The sequence below is a fragment of the Flavisolibacter ginsengiterrae DSM 18136 genome (assembly GCF_059568575.1).
In genome coordinates this window covers 133,476-149,498 of the sequence record NZ_JCANTR010000010.1, presented here as the reverse complement: position 1 = coordinate 149,498, position 16,023 = coordinate 133,476, and the positions used below count along the sequence as shown (strand labels likewise).

Annotated in this window: 19 protein-coding genes; 6 read left to right on the top strand and 13 right to left on the bottom strand. The window is 44.1% G+C overall.

What is annotated here, in order from left to right; genetic code table 11:
* Nucleotides 1-85 precede the first annotated feature (85 nt).
* Both BP74_RS12190 and BP74_RS12185 read left to right on the top strand, forming a co-directional pair.
* Nucleotides 86-742, top strand: coding sequence for a phosphatidylserine decarboxylase family protein (locus BP74_RS12190; RefSeq protein WP_496374479.1), 657 nt, complete (start codon nucleotides 86-88; stop codon nucleotides 740-742).
* Nucleotides 743-833: 91 nt separating this feature from the next.
* Nucleotides 834-992 (top strand): hypothetical protein, encoded by a 159-nt coding sequence (locus tag BP74_RS12185; RefSeq protein ID WP_496374477.1) that lies wholly within the window; start codon nucleotides 834-836, stop codon nucleotides 990-992.
* Between the two features lie 122 nt (nucleotides 993-1,114).
* Here BP74_RS12185 and BP74_RS12180 read toward each other — a convergent pair whose 3' ends face one another.
* Both BP74_RS12180 and obgE read right to left on the bottom strand, forming a co-directional pair.
* Nucleotides 1,115-3,277, bottom strand: coding sequence for a S46 family peptidase (locus tag BP74_RS12180; RefSeq protein WP_496374475.1), 2,163 nt, complete (start codon nucleotides 3,275-3,277; stop codon nucleotides 1,115-1,117).
* 419 nt (nucleotides 3,278-3,696) lie between these two features.
* Nucleotides 3,697-4,698: a GTPase ObgE gene (obgE, locus tag BP74_RS12175; protein WP_496374473.1), complete on the bottom strand. Its 1,002-nt coding sequence runs from the start codon at nucleotides 4,696-4,698 to the stop codon at nucleotides 3,697-3,699.
* Between the two features lie 54 nt (nucleotides 4,699-4,752).
* On the opposite strand from obgE, the gene BP74_RS12170 reads away from it, so the two are divergent.
* A complete protein-coding gene (locus tag BP74_RS12170) occupies nucleotides 4,753-5,100 on the top strand; it encodes a DUF6970 domain-containing protein (RefSeq protein ID WP_496374471.1) in 348 nt (115 codons plus the stop codon).
* A 52-nt stretch (nucleotides 5,101-5,152) separates the two neighbouring features.
* Here BP74_RS12170 and BP74_RS12165 read toward each other — a convergent pair whose 3' ends face one another.
* The 10 genes from BP74_RS12165 to paaA form a co-directional block, all read right to left on the bottom strand.
* Nucleotides 5,153-6,406 carry a T9SS type A sorting domain-containing protein gene (locus tag BP74_RS12165; protein WP_496374469.1) on the bottom strand — a complete coding sequence of 418 codons (1,254 nt, stop codon included), beginning with the start codon at nucleotides 6,404-6,406 and terminating at the stop codon, nucleotides 5,153-5,155.
* Nucleotides 6,407-6,488: 82 nt separating this feature from the next.
* Complete coding sequence (locus BP74_RS12160; protein ID WP_496374467.1) at nucleotides 6,489-7,079, bottom strand: acyltransferase; 591 nt, start codon at nucleotides 7,077-7,079, stop codon at nucleotides 6,489-6,491.
* A gap of 48 nt (nucleotides 7,080-7,127) precedes the next feature.
* The gene (locus BP74_RS12155) at nucleotides 7,128-7,685 is read right to left on the bottom strand and encodes a TVP38/TMEM64 family protein (protein ID WP_496374465.1); all 558 of its coding nucleotides are present in this window, start codon (nucleotides 7,683-7,685) and stop codon (nucleotides 7,128-7,130) included.
* Nucleotides 7,685-8,116 (bottom strand): hotdog fold thioesterase, encoded by a 432-nt coding sequence (locus BP74_RS12150; RefSeq protein ID WP_496374463.1) that lies wholly within the window; start codon nucleotides 8,114-8,116, stop codon nucleotides 7,685-7,687. The genes BP74_RS12155 and BP74_RS12150 overlap by 1 nt, the downstream gene beginning before the upstream one ends.
* Before the next feature lie 35 nt (nucleotides 8,117-8,151).
* Entirely contained in the window at nucleotides 8,152-8,553 is a 402-nt protein-coding gene (locus BP74_RS12145; RefSeq protein WP_496374461.1) for a GxxExxY protein, read from the bottom strand.
* 16 nt (nucleotides 8,554-8,569) lie between these two features.
* On the bottom strand, nucleotides 8,570-9,343 hold the full coding sequence (locus BP74_RS12140) for an enoyl-CoA hydratase-related protein (RefSeq protein WP_496374459.1): 774 nt from the start codon (nucleotides 9,341-9,343) through the stop codon (nucleotides 8,570-8,572).
* A gap of 47 nt (nucleotides 9,344-9,390) precedes the next feature.
* Nucleotides 9,391-9,876: a 1,2-phenylacetyl-CoA epoxidase subunit PaaD gene (paaD, locus tag BP74_RS12135; RefSeq protein WP_496374457.1), complete on the bottom strand. Its 486-nt coding sequence runs from the start codon at nucleotides 9,874-9,876 to the stop codon at nucleotides 9,391-9,393.
* Nucleotides 9,876-10,697 carry a 1,2-phenylacetyl-CoA epoxidase subunit PaaC gene (gene paaC, locus BP74_RS12130; protein WP_496374455.1) on the bottom strand — a complete coding sequence of 274 codons (822 nt, stop codon included), beginning with the start codon at nucleotides 10,695-10,697 and terminating at the stop codon, nucleotides 9,876-9,878. The genes paaD and paaC overlap by 1 nt, the downstream gene beginning before the upstream one ends.
* Nucleotides 10,698-10,728: 31 nt before the next feature.
* Complete coding sequence (paaB, locus tag BP74_RS12125) at nucleotides 10,729-11,133, bottom strand: 1,2-phenylacetyl-CoA epoxidase subunit PaaB (RefSeq protein ID WP_496374453.1); 405 nt, start codon at nucleotides 11,131-11,133, stop codon at nucleotides 10,729-10,731.
* A 17-nt stretch (nucleotides 11,134-11,150) separates the two neighbouring features.
* Nucleotides 11,151-12,101 carry a 1,2-phenylacetyl-CoA epoxidase subunit PaaA gene (gene paaA / locus BP74_RS12120; protein ID WP_496374451.1) on the bottom strand — a complete coding sequence of 317 codons (951 nt, stop codon included), beginning with the start codon at nucleotides 12,099-12,101 and terminating at the stop codon, nucleotides 11,151-11,153.
* A 139-nt stretch (nucleotides 12,102-12,240) separates the two neighbouring features.
* On the opposite strand from paaA, the gene BP74_RS12115 reads away from it, so the two are divergent.
* Entirely contained in the window at nucleotides 12,241-12,963 is a 723-nt protein-coding gene (locus BP74_RS12115) for a TlpA family protein disulfide reductase (protein ID WP_496374449.1), read from the top strand.
* Here BP74_RS12115 and paaE read toward each other — a convergent pair whose 3' ends face one another.
* Nucleotides 12,964-14,043: a 1,2-phenylacetyl-CoA epoxidase subunit PaaE gene (paaE, locus tag BP74_RS12110; RefSeq protein WP_496374447.1), complete on the bottom strand. Its 1,080-nt coding sequence runs from the start codon at nucleotides 14,041-14,043 to the stop codon at nucleotides 12,964-12,966.
* Nucleotides 14,044-14,166: 123 nt separating this feature from the next.
* Between paaE and BP74_RS12105 the strand changes: the two genes are divergently transcribed.
* Both BP74_RS12105 and BP74_RS12100 read left to right on the top strand, forming a co-directional pair.
* The gene (locus BP74_RS12105; protein WP_496374445.1) at nucleotides 14,167-14,913 is read left to right on the top strand and encodes a DUF3575 domain-containing protein; all 747 of its coding nucleotides are present in this window, start codon (nucleotides 14,167-14,169) and stop codon (nucleotides 14,911-14,913) included.
* A 184-nt stretch (nucleotides 14,914-15,097) separates the two neighbouring features.
* Entirely contained in the window at nucleotides 15,098-16,021 is a 924-nt protein-coding gene (locus tag BP74_RS12100) for a PfkB family carbohydrate kinase (protein WP_496374443.1), read from the top strand.
* The last annotated feature ends 2 nt before the right edge of the window (nucleotides 16,022-16,023 follow it).

Genomic DNA, 16,023 nt, shown 5'->3' with positions numbered 1-16,023 from the left:
TAGATTTTAGAGCAGGGCCCCTCTTGCAGGAAACTTGATAATTCTCTGTGCCCTTCTTCCTAATTTTGCCCCTTCAATCTTATAAATGAAAATACACAAAGAAGGTTTTCAAACTATTGTGATCAGTACCGTGATAGTGGCCGTTGTAGTTTTGCTGACCGTTTTACTGGTGATGCCCCGTTACCCTATCCTGGGTTGGATCATTGCAGTGGGCATTACAGGGCTGTTGATCTTTATCCTGTCCTTTTTCCGCATTCCCAACAGGACCCATACCGAAGGTGAGGATATTATTGTAGCCCCCTGCGATGGGACTGTAGTGGTGATAGAAGAGGTGCAGGCGGACGAATATTTCAAGGATAAGCGTTTGCAGCTTTCTATTTTCATGAGCCCTCTTAATGTGCATGTAAACCGAAATCCCGTAAGCGGTGAGGTGCTGTACAGTCAATACCACCCCGGCAAATACCTGGTGGCATGGCATCCTAAGTCATCAACTGATAATGAAAGGCATTCCGTGGTTTACAAGCAGGGCGGCAAGGAAATGCTGGTAAAACAAATTGCGGGCGCATTGGCCAAAAGGATCGTCAACTATTTAAAGGCAGGCGATAAAGTGCAGCAGGGCGCTGAAATGGGCTTTATCAAATTCGGATCAAGGGTAGATCTTTTATTGCCCCTTGATACCAAGGTTGAGGTTAAGATCAACCAGAAGGTAAAAGGTGGTGTTACTGTATTGGGCAGATGGTAATTTTAAAAAATTGTCCTAACTTATGTTGACAAATTCCTGATGGCCATGGTCAGAAGAAGATCCCGCCATCACTGCCAGGACAATCACTTAAATGTTTACGGATGAAAAAGAAATTATTAGTGGCAGGAGTAGCATTGCTTACAACCGCAGCGGTTACGGCAACAGTGCTCACTACTACTCACAGAAAACCAGCGAAGGACGCAGGCAAATGCACCATGAAGAAGGCGACACACTGCAACAGGGCTTCTAATGTTGCTTGCTATTGAAGGAAAAGTCCCGCAGCCGCGGGACTTTTTTTATAATTAAAAGTTTGACAAATAAAAAGGAGCAATCCATATGGGTTGCTCCTTTTTATTTATAGATTCTTGTAACTTATTTTCTTAATGTCAGCTCTTTCACGATCTGTGGCGCTCCGCCCAGTTTATCAATACACCATAATACATAGCGTATATCCACACAAATGGTGCGGTTCAGGTCTTTATCAAATGCCATCTTGTGACTTAGTGCTTCGTAGTTGCCGTCAAAAGCAAGTCCCAGTAATTCACCATTGCCATTGATAACAGGAGAACCTGAGTTACCGCCTGTGATATCATTGGTGGTAATAAATCCAACAACCAGGTTATTGGTGCGGGCATCCTTATACGGTCCGTAATCTTTTGCTTTCAGCAATTCGATCTCTTTGGCCGGCAGGTCAAACTCATAGTCTCCCGGCACATATTTCTCCAGTATGCCTTTTGAAGTGGTCACATAATCATAATGCACGGCATCCCTTGGATTGTAGGCAGCTACCTTGCCATAAGAAACCCTCATGGTGAAAGTGGCATCAGGATACATTACTTTGGTAGGGTTCATTTCCCTTACACCTTTCAGGTATAACCTACCCCATTCATTGTTTTTGGTCACAAACTGCTGGTACAGCGGAAGGTATTTCCCCTGCCAGTTACGCAAAATGGTATTCACCAGGTTATAAGCCATATCCTGTTGCAGGGTATTGGCATCCGGGTTTTTCACAAAATCATTCCATTTGCTATCGTCCAGGATCATGGTATTCTTGAAGATGGACTCTGCATATTTCTGGTAGGTAGAAGCATTATCCAGTGAGCCGTATTCATTTTTAATTGCAGGGAATAGGGCCTGTGGCTGCTGGTCTTTTGGAACCTCCTTGTAATACATCTGTAATACTGTTCCTATAATATTCTGATCAGAAGCCTTGTTTTCACTTGCCAGGAAATTTTTCCTGGAGTTATTGGCAGCATCGATGGCTTTGCGAATAGCCTCAGAAGAAGCACCTGGTTTAACCATAATATTTTCTACCTGCTGCAGGCTGGCGGCAAAGGCTAATAATGGTGATCCCAAAATACCTTCGTTGATAAACATACGGTGAGCGGCATAAGGCCTCCAGGCATTATAGGCAGTTTCCAGGTCAGCAAAAATGTTTTTGTACTCAGGCTTGTTGGCTGCCCATTTTAAAAATTCCTGTTCCTGTTTTTTCTTTTGGCCATACACATCATATTTCAGTAGCTGCTTGGTCTCCCCATCAAAGAACTTCCAGTAGTTGGCTATGCTGGCGTAGTCAGATGCCAACTGCAGTTTAATGGCAGGATCTGTTTTCATCTGCTCAAACATGTATTTCAGGCGCATGTCACGCAGCTTTACCAGTGTAGGGTTATTGATATCAGTGGAGAGTTGCACACCCAGTGAAGATTCGTAGCGGTTGGTACCACCGGGATATCCCCAGATCATGGTGAAGTCACCTTCTTTTACACCTTTCATTGAAACAGGCAAGTACCATTTTGGTTTCAGGGGCACATTGGATGCACTAAAACGTGCAGGCTGGCCATCTTTTGTACCATACACACGGAAAATAGAATAGTCTCCGGTATGACGGGGCCATTCCCAGTTGTCTGTATCACCACCAAACTTTCCTACAGCCTCCGGCGGGGCACCCACCAGGCGAACATCGGTATAGCGCTGGTACACAAAAGCCAAAAACTGGTTGCCTTTAAATAAGGGGCTGATCCTGGTCTCGATGTTCTTAGCTGTATCAGACAGCCTTTTGTTGATGGAAGCCAGCACGGAAGACTGCCTGGCAGCCCTGTCGGCACCAGTAAGTCCTTTCAGTGAATCTTCCACTTCTTTGGTCACATCATTGATGCGTACCAGGAATTGAACAGACAAATTGCCACCAGGGATCTCTTCGCCATTGTTTTTGGCATAAAACCCATCACGGAGGTAATTATGTTCCATAGTACTTGCACCAGCTATTACACTGTAGCCACAGTGGTGGTTGGTAAAGATCAAACCCTGGGGGCTGACCAGTTCACCAGTACAACCGCCGCCAAAAATAACGATGGCATCTTTCAGGGAAGCCTTGTTGATGTTATACAATTGATCTTTGGTGAGCTTCAATCCTTTTTTCACCATGTCATTATACACCTGCTGGCCCAATAACAGGGGCAGCCACATTCCCTCATCGGCCGCAGCTTTAAAAACTACGGAGATGCTAAGGGTTAAGACAATTAAAAATTTTTTCATCATGTTTGTTTTTTGTGAAACGCCGCAAGCTGGCGGATGGCAAACCTACTTAAAAATGCCATGTGCCACCCCGTTTGGCCTACTTAACTATTTATGATTTTGCGCAACTGTTAGTCTAAAGCTTATTTCCTGGGAGCCTCCGGTATAGTTACTCCCTATCAACGCCCTACCTGGAGTATAGATACTGCGTGATCATCACGCAGTATCTATACCGTAAATAGGGAGTAGATAGGGAGAAGGTAGGGAATAGCCTGGCCTGAGAATACCCAATCTCTATACATAGATAGTGCGCATGGGACCATGGTTGTTATTATTAATGTTAATAATACATCCTGCTTCAGGTAATGTAGCACGCTGACCATGTACAAAAAAAGGCAGCATATCTTCTATGCTGCCTTAATCATTCTACCATACTTTTATCAGGAGGCCGGGGTGTTGAGTATCTTCCATAGCAGGTCCTTCATTTCCTGGATATTATAGTTGGTAACCGAAGAAATAAAAATATGGGGTATTTCTTCAGGCAATTCTTTTTCGATATCTCTTTTCAACTCTTCATCCAGCATATCGCTTTTGCTGATGGCGATAATGAATTGCTTATGTAGTAATTCAGGGTTGTATTCTTCCAGTTCGTTTACAAGTATATCAAATTCTTCTTTATGATTCTTGCTGTCTGCAGGAATCAGGAACAATAGCACCGAATTGCGCTCAATATGGCGCAGGAAGCGATGACCCAGGCCTTTTCCTTCAGCAGCTCCTTCAATGATACCGGGAAGGTCGGCGATGCAAAAACTTTTGCCATCCCTGTATTCCACCATACCCAATTGTGGGGTAAGCGTGGTAAAAGCGTAATCTGCAATTTTAGGTCTGGCGGCTGTCATTACGGATAATAGCGTGGACTTGCCGGCATTGGGAAAACCTACAAGGCCTACATCGGCCAAGACTTTCAGTTCCAACACTTTCCATCCTTCCTGGCCGGGTAATCCTGGCTGGGCATGTTCGGGGGCCTGGTTGGTTGGGGTTTTAAAATTGGTATTACCCAATCCTCCTTTACCGCCCGGAAGCCATACCTGCTCTTCACCATCTGCCAGTATCTCTACTTCCTTTTCACCTGTTTCTTCATCGCGGGCAATGGTACCCAGGGGCACTTCCAATATGATATCCTTGCCATTACGGCCGGTCCTGTTGTTGTCACTGCCTCTTTCGCCATCTTCTGCCAGAACATTTTTGTAATAACGAAGGTGTAATAATGTCCATAAGTTGCTGTTACCTCTTAGTACGATATGGCCACCACGGCCGCCATCACCACCATCAGGGCCGCCCATGGCAGTTAGTTTATCGCGCCTGAAATGTTTGATGCCCGCACCACCATGTCCGCTTTTACAAAAGACCCTGATCTGGTCTACAAAATTGCTTTTCTCCAAGAGGTATCTATTTTTGCTGTTTTACAAAGATACCGGTCCATCTATCATTGCCATATGAAATCGATTTTATTAACTTCTCTGATTGTGCTGGCCACTGCCGGCAAGAATTGTAAAAAGTCCCCGTCCACCGCATTACCTGCCTGCATCGAACAGAGAATCGAAGCCATCAAAAAGCAGGAAAAGTGGAACCCGCCTGCCGAAGTATTTGAATACAACTATAAGGGAAAGAAGGTTTATTACTTCTCCAGTAATTGCTGCGATCAGTACAATACTGTGGTAGATGAACAATGCAATCAAATATGTGCACCGAGTGGAGGACTTACCGGCAAGGGTGACCAGAAATGCCCGGACTTCAAGGATAGTGCACAATTGGTTAAACTGGTGTGGAAGGATGATAGATAGCAATAAAAAAACGCCGGCTTACGGGCCAGCGTTTCGTCAGAGGGTTCAGGGTTTACTGAACCAGCACTTTTTGTGTAAACACAGATAATTTCTGTTTATCGAATACTTTAACAAGATAGGTTCCTCTTGCATGGCTCCTGCTGATGCCCATGGATTCCACCTGGTCTTCCTGGTTCACTGTAACCTTTCTTTGAATGACACTGCGGCCCAGGACATCCGTTAATTCAATAGTATATTCTCCATCGGGAACCTTATTGAATTGAACCGTGACATTATCATTGATCACAGGATTAGGATACACTGCGATGAGTTTGGCAAATTTGTCTGTTGGGGCAAACCTTGTCAGTTGAACATTTACCAGTTCAGGTCTTACAGGCTTATTGCTTCTCAGGTAATTGCTATTGGCAAGGTCTGAACTCCTGTAAACACTGTTGGTACCCTGGTAAGCCATGGCTGTCCAGTTCTTTGGATTTACTACATAATAAGCGCTGGCATCCACAGCACTGCTTACCAATAGTGAACCATCAGGATCTACTACGGCTCCATTCACTGTGAATGTAGGTGGCAGGTTTTTAATACCTCCCATGTAAGTGGCCACCTTGGTTTCTGTGTTCACTTTAAAGACAGAGTTGCGAGCCGAAAGAATGTACAAATTGCCATTGTCATCTGCTATCATATCACCACCGTAGGATGAGCAGCTATTGTGAATGGAAACAGTATTATTAGAAGCGTCATCAACCAGTGAACCCAACTGCTCAATAAATGGCTTTTTGCCGGTAGTAAACCTGATAAACGTGTTGCCATCATTACTGATCGCATAGCCATTTCCGTCAGGTGCTATCACCATACGGGTGATCACCTTTGCCTGGTCATTGTGCATGTCCCCGCTATTGCTGAACGGCTGCCCGGTAACATAATACACCTTCATGGACTTCAGATCAATATACCGTAGCTGGTCGACGAACATAGGAGTGAAATACAGGCGGTTGTGCTTACGGTCGAATGCCGCAGCTGCTACCCCTGTACCAAATGGTGTTTCCAGCAAAGTGCCATAGCGGGCATCAGGTTGCTGCTTTAATTCTTTCTGGGTAATGGCATCATATACGCTTACACGATTATCAGTACCATTTAAAATCACATTGCTGTATTCACCTGTTTGCAGATCCAGTTTGCGTAAGGCATTCCAGCCGGCACCTTCTTTAGTGAGGTCGGTAATGGCATAGGCAAAACGGTCGCGCTGGGCATTTATCTGTATGGAGGAAAGTGTCAGGCAGGCAGCAATGAGAGATGGTATAATTCTTCTCATGATCTTTTTGGTTTAGCGGTTAATTATGGCTTTAAATTACAAAATATTGTAACAGGAAATGCCTTTTTGTTTTCAATGGCACTTAGCTTTTTTTAAATGGTTTATAGTCAATGGGTGATATGAATTGCTGAGGTACTTCCTCCCGAAGAGGTTCACAAATTTTGAGGGTTTCTTTGCATTGCAGTGGTAATTGCTGGTAAATGGAAGTGCCCTCAGATTTCCACTTCATCATTTCATCACTTACCGGTTTTATGATCCGTGCAGGATTACCTGCTAACAGGGATCTTGCCGGGATTAACTGTCCCTGCTTTATAAAACTTAATGCACCGACAATGCATTCTTCACCCAGTTCCACTTCATCCATGATCACAGCATTCATGCCTACCAGGCAATTGCGGCCAATGGTAGCACCATGAATGATAGCGCCATGCCCGATATGTGCATTTTCTTCCAACAACACCGTGACACCCGGGAACATATGTACTGTGCAATTCTCCTGCACATTGCAGCCATCGGAAATGATGATCTTTCCCCAATCGCCCCGAAGCGCACAACCGGGACCGATATAAACATCCTTTCCTATGATTACATTGCCCATTACTGATGCCTGGGGATGAATGAATGAGGAGGGATGGACCACTGGTTTGATGCCATTGAATTCATAACAAGCCATATTACAAACCTATACGTTTTTCAAATGCTTATGCCTATTATGAGCAATTCATTTGCGGGTCTTATATACTACCTGCCTGCCAAGGAAAAATAAAATCAACAGGGATATGGAAGTAAGCAGCAACTTCCCCATCAGTCCAAACTGCATTACCTCGTAAACAGAAAAGGCTTCCAATAATAAGGCAGGCAACTTGCCTATGGAACTGGCTATTAAGAAAGTTAGCGTTGATACTTTTCCAATAGAAGCTGCAAAAGTGACAAGGCCGGATGGGACATAGGGTATAAGGCGTAGAGCAAGAATGAGTAAAAAAGCTTGTTTGCCTTCTGCTTCGGTTAAACGCTGAACCCTTGGGTATTTTTGTAACTGTAGCGATATGCTTTTTTTAAATCCTGCCCTGTACAAAAGAAAGGCAAGAATGGCTCCCACAGATTCTCCAATGAAAGAAATGGCGGTGCCTTCCCAAAAGCCAAAAAATAAAATGTTGGCCGCAGTGATAAAAAAGCTGGGGATAATTCCTAATAACGCAACTATAATACTAATGCATATGCTGATCAGCAATGCAGTATGTGGATATTGTTGAAATAAATGCAGAATGGTTTCTTTCATTAAACTACGGGTTTGCCTGTTCTGAAACAGGTGCCTTTAAATAGTCCCACCTGCACATTATTTTGATTATACAGGGTTACCAGGTACACCCCGGTACTTTTGCCGTTGTGTAATTCTTTGGCTTCCGCAACCAGTTCATCGCCGGGCAATAATGGTTTTGTAAAATTCATGCTGGTATCCAGCGCAAGTGATAAGTTATTACGGTTGTTGCAGGCAAAAGCAAAGGCACTGTCTGCCAGGGAAAAAGCAATACCACCATGCACCACGCCAAGGCCATTGATCATTTCTTCCCTCAATTTCATCTTTGCCTTGCAATAGCCCTCGCTGACCTCAACGATCTCTATCCCCAGCCACTGGCTGAATTGATCGAGGCGGAGCATGTGGGTGGTGATGGAACTTGGGGTAGAACTAGGTATAGAACTAGGATTCATAGGATTTAATAGGATTTTTGAGGAAGTAAAAAGAATTAAAATTCATTTGATTTTGTTTGATTATTAAGGAGCTTTTTGTTGTAGAGTCTTTTGAATTGCAGGCTTTTTGCACCAAAATTTATAAGGAGACCTACCGGGTAGACAGAACTTTCCAGGTAATTAATTGCCTGGGCCAGATGGAGATCTTCAATTTCGGTTCGTGCCTTTAGTTCAACGGTAATAACATCATTAATAAGAAAATCGACTCTTCTCAATGCAATATATTCTCCTTTGTAAAATATTTTTATATCGAACTCACGTTGATATTTAACTGCTTTTTGTTGTAATTCAATTTCTAAAGCACGTTGATATACATATTCCTGGAACCCTGGTCCCATTTGCCTGTGCACTTCCATAGCACATCCAATAATTTCTCCCGTTAAATCCTGGTAAATCATATTAATCTTAGTTCTATTATTCTCCTGTAAAATTCGCCTTTCGCTTTTCTAAAAAAGCCTGTACGCCTTCTTTAAAATCTTTGGTGGCGGAGGCTCGTTGCTGGAGAACTTCCTCGGCATGCAATTGTTCTTCGAGGCTGCTGATAAAGCTTTGGTTCAGGGCTTTTTTGGTGAGGGATAAAGCCTTGGTGGGAAGTTGAGATAGGGTGGTTGCAATAGCTATGGATTCTTCGGTAAATGTTTCATCATTCAATACTTTATAGATCATGCCCATGCGCTCTGCTTCTTCTGCAGATAATTTATCACCCAACATGGTCAATGCAAACGCTTTTTGAAGCCCTATCAGGCGTGGCAAAAAGAAAGTACCACCTGTATCTGGTACCAATCCGATTTTGGAAAAAGCCTGTATGAAGGTGGCGGATCTTTTGGCAACAACGATATCACAGCCAATGGCAAGGTTGGCACCCGCACCGGCAGCCACACCATTGACGGCTGCAATAACAGGTTTTTCAAGATACCTGATCTTGCTGATGATGGGATTGTAATGGTCGGAAACTATATTGACCACTTTGGGGCCCTGGGGATCTACCACTTCATCAAGGTCCTGGCCGGAACAAAAAGCCTTACCCGATCCCGTTATATACACGCATCGGATATTGCTTTCTTTACACTGGTCCAGCTTTTCCTGCATGGACAAAGCCATCTCACGGTTGAAGGCATTGTACTTGTCAGGACGGTTGAGCGTAATAAAAGCAATGGAATCCTTTATCTCAAATAAGATCGATGACATGGTAGTATGATTTGGTGATCCAAAACTAAATGAATTCTATGGGGCTGTCAGTGGCATTTGAAATAATCGAAAGCTTCTTTACAGTCCAGGCAACGATACATGGCTTTGCAGGCTGTGGACCCAAACTGGCTGATCAACTCGGTATGGTAGGAGTTGCATCTTGGGCATGCTACTGCTTCCTGGCGAAACATTTCTGTGGAGCAAAACTGTTGCTTTGGATTAGGGGGTGCAATACCGAAAGCTTTTAGCTTTTGTTTGCCTTCCTCACTCATCCAGTCGGTTGTCCATGCAGGTGAAAGTTGCTGGTTTACAGATATATCCCGAAAACCTTTTTCTATCAGTTTCAATCGTATGTCCATGGAAATAACATCCATGGCCGGGCAACCTGAATAAGTTGGGGTGATCACAACATCAATATGGTTGCCGGTAACTGTAACGGAACGTATAATGCCCAGGTCAGTTACTGAAAGCACCGGCACTTCAGGGTCTTTCACTTCTGCCAGTATCTGCCATATTTCCTTTTCTTCCGGCATTACCAGGTAGCATTAGGATAGGTTCTTTGCAATTGTTGCATTTCAGCCAGCAGATACCCCATATGTTCTGTATGTCTTCCTTCTTTGCCCCCTTGCTGCATCCATGTTTGGGTGGGTATATCAAGTGTAGCCTCATGGAATACTGTATGTACTTTTTCCAGCCATTGCTCCTTCAATGTTTGAGGATCTGCGGCTATGCCTTGCTGAGACAGGACCAGTTCATAAGAGGCAGGTACAAACAGTTCACCTGTGAACATCCAGGTGTCAGCCAATGCATGGTTCAACCTGGCATGGCTTTCTTCCGTTCCATCGCCCAGGCGTATTACCCATTCGCTGCTCCAGCGCAGGTGATAGGAAACCTCTTTAATTGATTTTTCTGCAATGGCAGCTAACTGGGTATCCGTGCCGGATTGGAGCTGCTGGTATTGGTTTATTTGAAATGCGCTGAAGAAAAATTCCTTCAGCACGGTAAAAGACCAATCGCCCCTGGGCAATTCTGCCAGCAAAACATTCAGGAACTGGTGTTCCTCTCTTAGAAATGCCAGGTCATCTTCCTGCAGTTCGCGGTTGAAAGATTTCCAGGGTCTTGGGATATATGTATCCATTAGCCTCTTATCTTCTTCGCTGCTATTATTATATAGCGTTGCGGCATACTGGTACAAATTCCTTGACTGGCCCAGGTAATCAAGAGCAATATTGGTGATGGCAATATCCTGTTCCAGCACAGGACCGTGCCCTGTCCATTCACTATGGCGCTGACCCATGAGCAGGGTGCTGTCTGCCAGCTGAAGGGTGAATTGAAATAGTTCTGTTGTCGGCAATTTGATCAATTAAAAGTTATGGGTTTCAGGATCACATATGGGTCAATTCATCCGGCAGGTCATAGAAGGTGGGATGACGATACACCTTATCGTTGGCAGGTTCGTAAAAGCTTTCAGCATCATCAGGGTTGGAGGCATGGATGTATTTACTTTCCACCACCCAGATGCTCACACCTTCCTGCCGGCGGGTATACACATCCCTGGCATTTTCAATGGCCATTTGTGCATCGGAGGCATGCAGCGATCCAACATGTTTATGATCCAGTCCCTGCTTGCTGCGAATAAAAACTTCCCAAAGAGGCCACTCGGCCCCCTTTGATTTACTCAAAGAGGAAAGATCAGCGTTATGAGCCCCGGTTTGTGAAGACTCGTTATTATTGGCTACCTGTTCTTTATCGCCGTAATCCCCGTAAAAATATTTTTTAAAGAATATCATTCTGATCAATTTTTGTTTTAAGCAGCTATTTGCTCTTTATTTCTTGCCGCTCTTTTTTCTGCGTGTGCTTTGGCAGCTTCCCGAACCCATGCCCCTTCATCCCAGGCTTTGCGTCGAGTATCCAGGCGCTGTTTATTACAAGGGCCGTTTCCGCTAACCACGTTCCAGAATTCTTCCCAGTTGATCTTGCCGAAATCATAATGGCCTCTTTCCTCGTTCCATTTCAGATCGGGATCAGGCAGGTTCATTTCAAGCAGTTTCACCTGTTCGGCGATCATATCAACAAAGCGCTGGCGTAATTCATCATTACTAAAGCGTTTGATCTTCCACTTCATGCTGGCTTCTGTATTGGTGCTTTCAGCGTCGTGTGGTCCGAACATCATCAGGCTTGGCCACCACCACCTGTCAATAGCATCCTGCACCATGGCCTTTTGCTCCGGAGTACCCTTGCTTAATACCAGCAGGCTTTCAAATCCCTGGCGCTGGTGAAAGCTTTCTTCCTTACAGACGCGTATCATAGCCCGGCTGTAAGGGCCATAGGAAGTGCGGCATAGTGGCACCTGGTTCATAATGGCCGCGCCATCAACCAGCCAGCCAATAGCTCCCATGTCGGCCCAGGTAAGCGTGGGATAATTAAATATGGACGAATATTTGGCTTTGCCGGTGTGCAGTTGTTCTATCATCTCATCACGGGTGATACCAAGGGTTTCTGCAGCACTATACAGGTAAAGCCCATGGCCAGCTTCATCCTGTACTTTGGCAATTAATATTTGTTTGCGTTTTAGCGAGGGGGCACGGCTGATCCAGTTTCCTTCAGGTAGCATGCCAACAATCTCACTGTGTGCATGCTGGCTTATCTGGCGTATCAGGGTCTGGCGGTATTTTTCCGGCATCCAGTCGCGGGGTTCAATGCGAACCTCTGCATCCACCTTCTCCTGGAAGTTCTTTTCAAGTTCCTGTGTAGACATATAGCGTTTTCGTTACCACAAATTTAATGAAACAGTCCCCTGTTTGATGTTAATTCCGGAAGAGCTTTATGACTAAGTTTTTGGTTATTTGCTGTGAAAGAGCCATAGTACACTATATCTTTATTAGTAATTGAACGAAATGAAAATTATTGCGGCCATCATTTTTTGCTTTTTTAGCCTGGCCTTGCAGGCACAGGTTAAGATATCTGTTACAGATAGCTCTGTTGTAAAAGATTCAACAGGCAAAATATACGCTTTGCAGGAATGGAAAAAGCTCTTTAACAGCGGTGACTATGGATTAAAGCCAGAAAATCCCAATGATCAAAGAACAGCCCTGATACTGATAAAACTGAATGAAAATGCCATTGATGCTGAATTCTCCAAAATGCCAAAGCCAAAGGAGAGCAATTTTTTCACTACGGGTAAAAAGTTAGAGTTGTTCAATGGCAAAGACATTAATGGCAACCCCATTGACCTTGCCAACGCAAAGGGAAAGATCATTGTATTGAACTTCTGGTTCATCAATTGTGGTCCCTGTCGTCGTGAGATACCTGATCTGAATAAACTGGTGGATCAGTTCAAGGACAATAAGAACGTGCTTTTCATTGGTGTTTCACTTGATGCGCCCAATGACATAACCAGCTTCCTGGAAAAGATGCCTTTTAAATATACCATGATTGATGGAGGAAGAAACATTGCTTCTCAATATGGTGTCAGGTTTTATCCAACACATGTGGTACTGGATCCCTCGGGCAAGGTATATTTTCATACTTCAGGGTTGGCGCCCAATACAGTGTACTGGGTGAAGCGGTCGATCACTGAATTACTACAAAAAACGGCAAAGGATGTAGCCGCTCAATAATTACCTGGTATCAAAATCAACACTGACGTTTTCAGTCCTGGGGTGAGATTGACAGGTAAGAATAAAGCCTTTGGCTACTTCATCCGGCTCCAGACCCCAATTTACATCCATGCTTACTTCCCCTTCCGTAAGTTTGGCTTTACAGGTAGTGCATACGCCACCTTTGCAGGCATAGGGAAGGTCTGCCCCTTTTTCCAATGCAGCATCCAGGATACTTTGTCCTTCATATCCAAGGTCAAAATCAAAAACGATCCCATCCAGTTTCACCTGTACCCGGGCCCTGGTTCCTTTTTCTTCTGGTGCTTCTGTTAGGGAAGCAATACCTGTTGTCTTTTGCCCAGGCACAGTAAATAGTTCAAAATGTATATTTTCCGAAGGCACGCCTTTACCTGCCAGGTATCCCTTGATGCAAAAGATCATTTCCTCAGGTCCGCAAATAAAGAATTCATCGCTATGCCTAATGTCAATCAATTTAGAGAAAAGCAGGTCCAGTTTATTGGTATCTATGCGACCCGAATTGATCTCCGCATCTGATCTTTCCCTGCTAAGGATATGATAGATCCGGAAGCGATCAATGAATTTATCCTTGAGGGCTTCCAGTTCCTCTTTGAAAATGATGGAATTCTTGGTGCGGTTTCCAAATACCAGTGTAAACCGACTCTGGGGTTCGGTTAGGAGGGTGGTTTTTATTATGGATAAAATAGGTGTGATGCCACTGCCGGCTGCGAAGGCCACATAGTTTTTTTTCTGTGCAGGAGACAATTCGGTATAAAATTTACCGGTAGGGGGCAGCACTTCCAGTTCATCCCCGGGCTTTAATTCATCATTGGCAAAAGAAGAGAATAATCCCCCTTCCACTTTCTTTACAGCCACCTGCAGGGTATTATCAAATAGGCTGCTGCAAATGGAATAATTGCGCCGCACTTCTTCACCATTGAATTTTTTACGGATCGTAAGTGTTTGTCCCTGCTTGAAACGGAAAGTATCCTTAAGATCTTCGGGAACAGTAAAAGTGATGGAAACGCAGTCTTCAGTTTGCCTGTCAATTTTTTCAACACGAAGGGGATGGAAATGGATCATATAGCCTATGAAAGCGCCAAAGATAAGGATGCAGGGATCAAATGATAATCCCCTGGGTTACTTATAATGAATTCAGTTGAATCATATTATCTTAGCCCCTCATACAACCAAAACCAACACTACATGAAAAGATTTTTTTTCCTGCTCGCCCTTAGTTGCATTTTCCAACTTGTAAATGCCCAGTCCGGCGATGCTGCAAATGTTGAGCAGTATATGTCTTCTACCAGTATAAAATGGAATCCTTCCAGCCTTTATTTTGGAAAGATAGGACTGATGGGAGAATACAATTTCAAGCGTAAAAAATCTGTGACATTCAATATTGGTATTCCCATGAGCAAGACAACATCAGTTAAAATAGATGATAAGGACAGGGATGTGAAAATGAAAACTTTTTCTATCATGGGAGGATACCGCATGTACCTGGGTAGGAAAACCATGTCAGGCTTTTACTTTGAACCTTACCTGAAATATGTAAAAAGTGATGCCTCCACTATTTTGGACACTGATCTTGACGGCACCCCCACCAATTTTGCCACTACTAGCGCCTATACAGGTTATGGTGTGGGTGCACAACTGGGGGTACAATTTATGATCGCCAAAAGAGTGGTCCTTGACTTTTTCTTCCTGGGCCCTGAAGCAAATAGCGCCAAACACAAAGTTGTCATGCACGATATTACATCCACTGATTCATGGGACGCTCAGGAAGCGGCAGATGCACAGAAAGAGATCAATGACTCAGTGGGTGACCTGCCAATCATCGGTGATAAGTTAAACGTGGTGGTAGATCCTAATGCCAAAACTGTTTCTTCTGGCTATAGCGGATTTTTGCCCGGTTTGCGTTTTGGCCTTTCAGTTGGCGTGCGCTTTTAACAACAGGTTTACATAAATGGAGATTCCAAGGCAGTCTGTAGGGCTTTTTATGCCAAATAAATACAGGCTGCTTATTAAAATTGCTTTAGGTTTGCACGCCGTATAAACGTCCGTGTTTCCTGGCCTGTTTATGTATGCTACAGGCTTTGAATTGTGGTAATCTCTAATCTAATTTAAACTAGAAATGTCTTTAATTGTTGTTGGTACAATGGCATTTGATGCTATTGAAACTCCTTTTGGGAAAAGTGATAAGATCATTGGTGGTTCTGCCACTTATGTAGCCTATGCAGCTTCAAACTTTATAAAGCCTGTGCAGCAGGTTTCTATCGTTGGAAATGATTTTCCTGAGACGGAAATGAATGAACTGATAGAGCGGGGGGTTCAGGTAGAAGGAGTGGAGACCGTAAAAGACAAACCTTCTTTTTTCTGGGCAGGGAAGTACCACATGGATATGAATACCCGCGATACGCTGGTAACAGACCTGAATGTACTGGCTGATTTTAACCCTGTGATCCCTGAAAGTTACCAGGGAGCGGAATTTTTGATGCTCGGTAACCTGATGCCAAAACTCCAGAAAGCTGTCATTGAACAATTGAGAGAGCGTCCCAAGCTTATAGTACTGGATACCATGAATTTCTGGATGGAAACTGCTTTAGAAGATCTGAAAGAAGTGCTAACCATGACGGATGTATTGTTGGTAAATGATGGTGAAGCAAGAGAGCTGAGTCACGAATTCTCCCTGGTGAAAGCAGCTAAAAAGATCCTCACTATGGGTCCTAAATACCTGATCATCAAAAAGGGTGAGCATGGCGCTTTATTATTTCATGGTGACGAGGTATTTTTTGCACCTGCACTTCCGCTGGAAGACGTGTTTGATCCTACAGGCGCCGGAGATACTTTCGCAGGAGGGTTCATCGGCCACCTGGCTAAAACCAGGGACATTTCTTACGAGAATATGAAGACTGCTATCATCATCGGGTCGGCCATGGCCAGCTTCTGTGTAGAGAAATTTGGAACACAGCGGTTAAAAGAGATCACAAAAGCAGATATAGACCGCCGTTTGCAGCAATTTCACGAGCTGGTAAGCTTTGATATTGAATTGGTATAAAA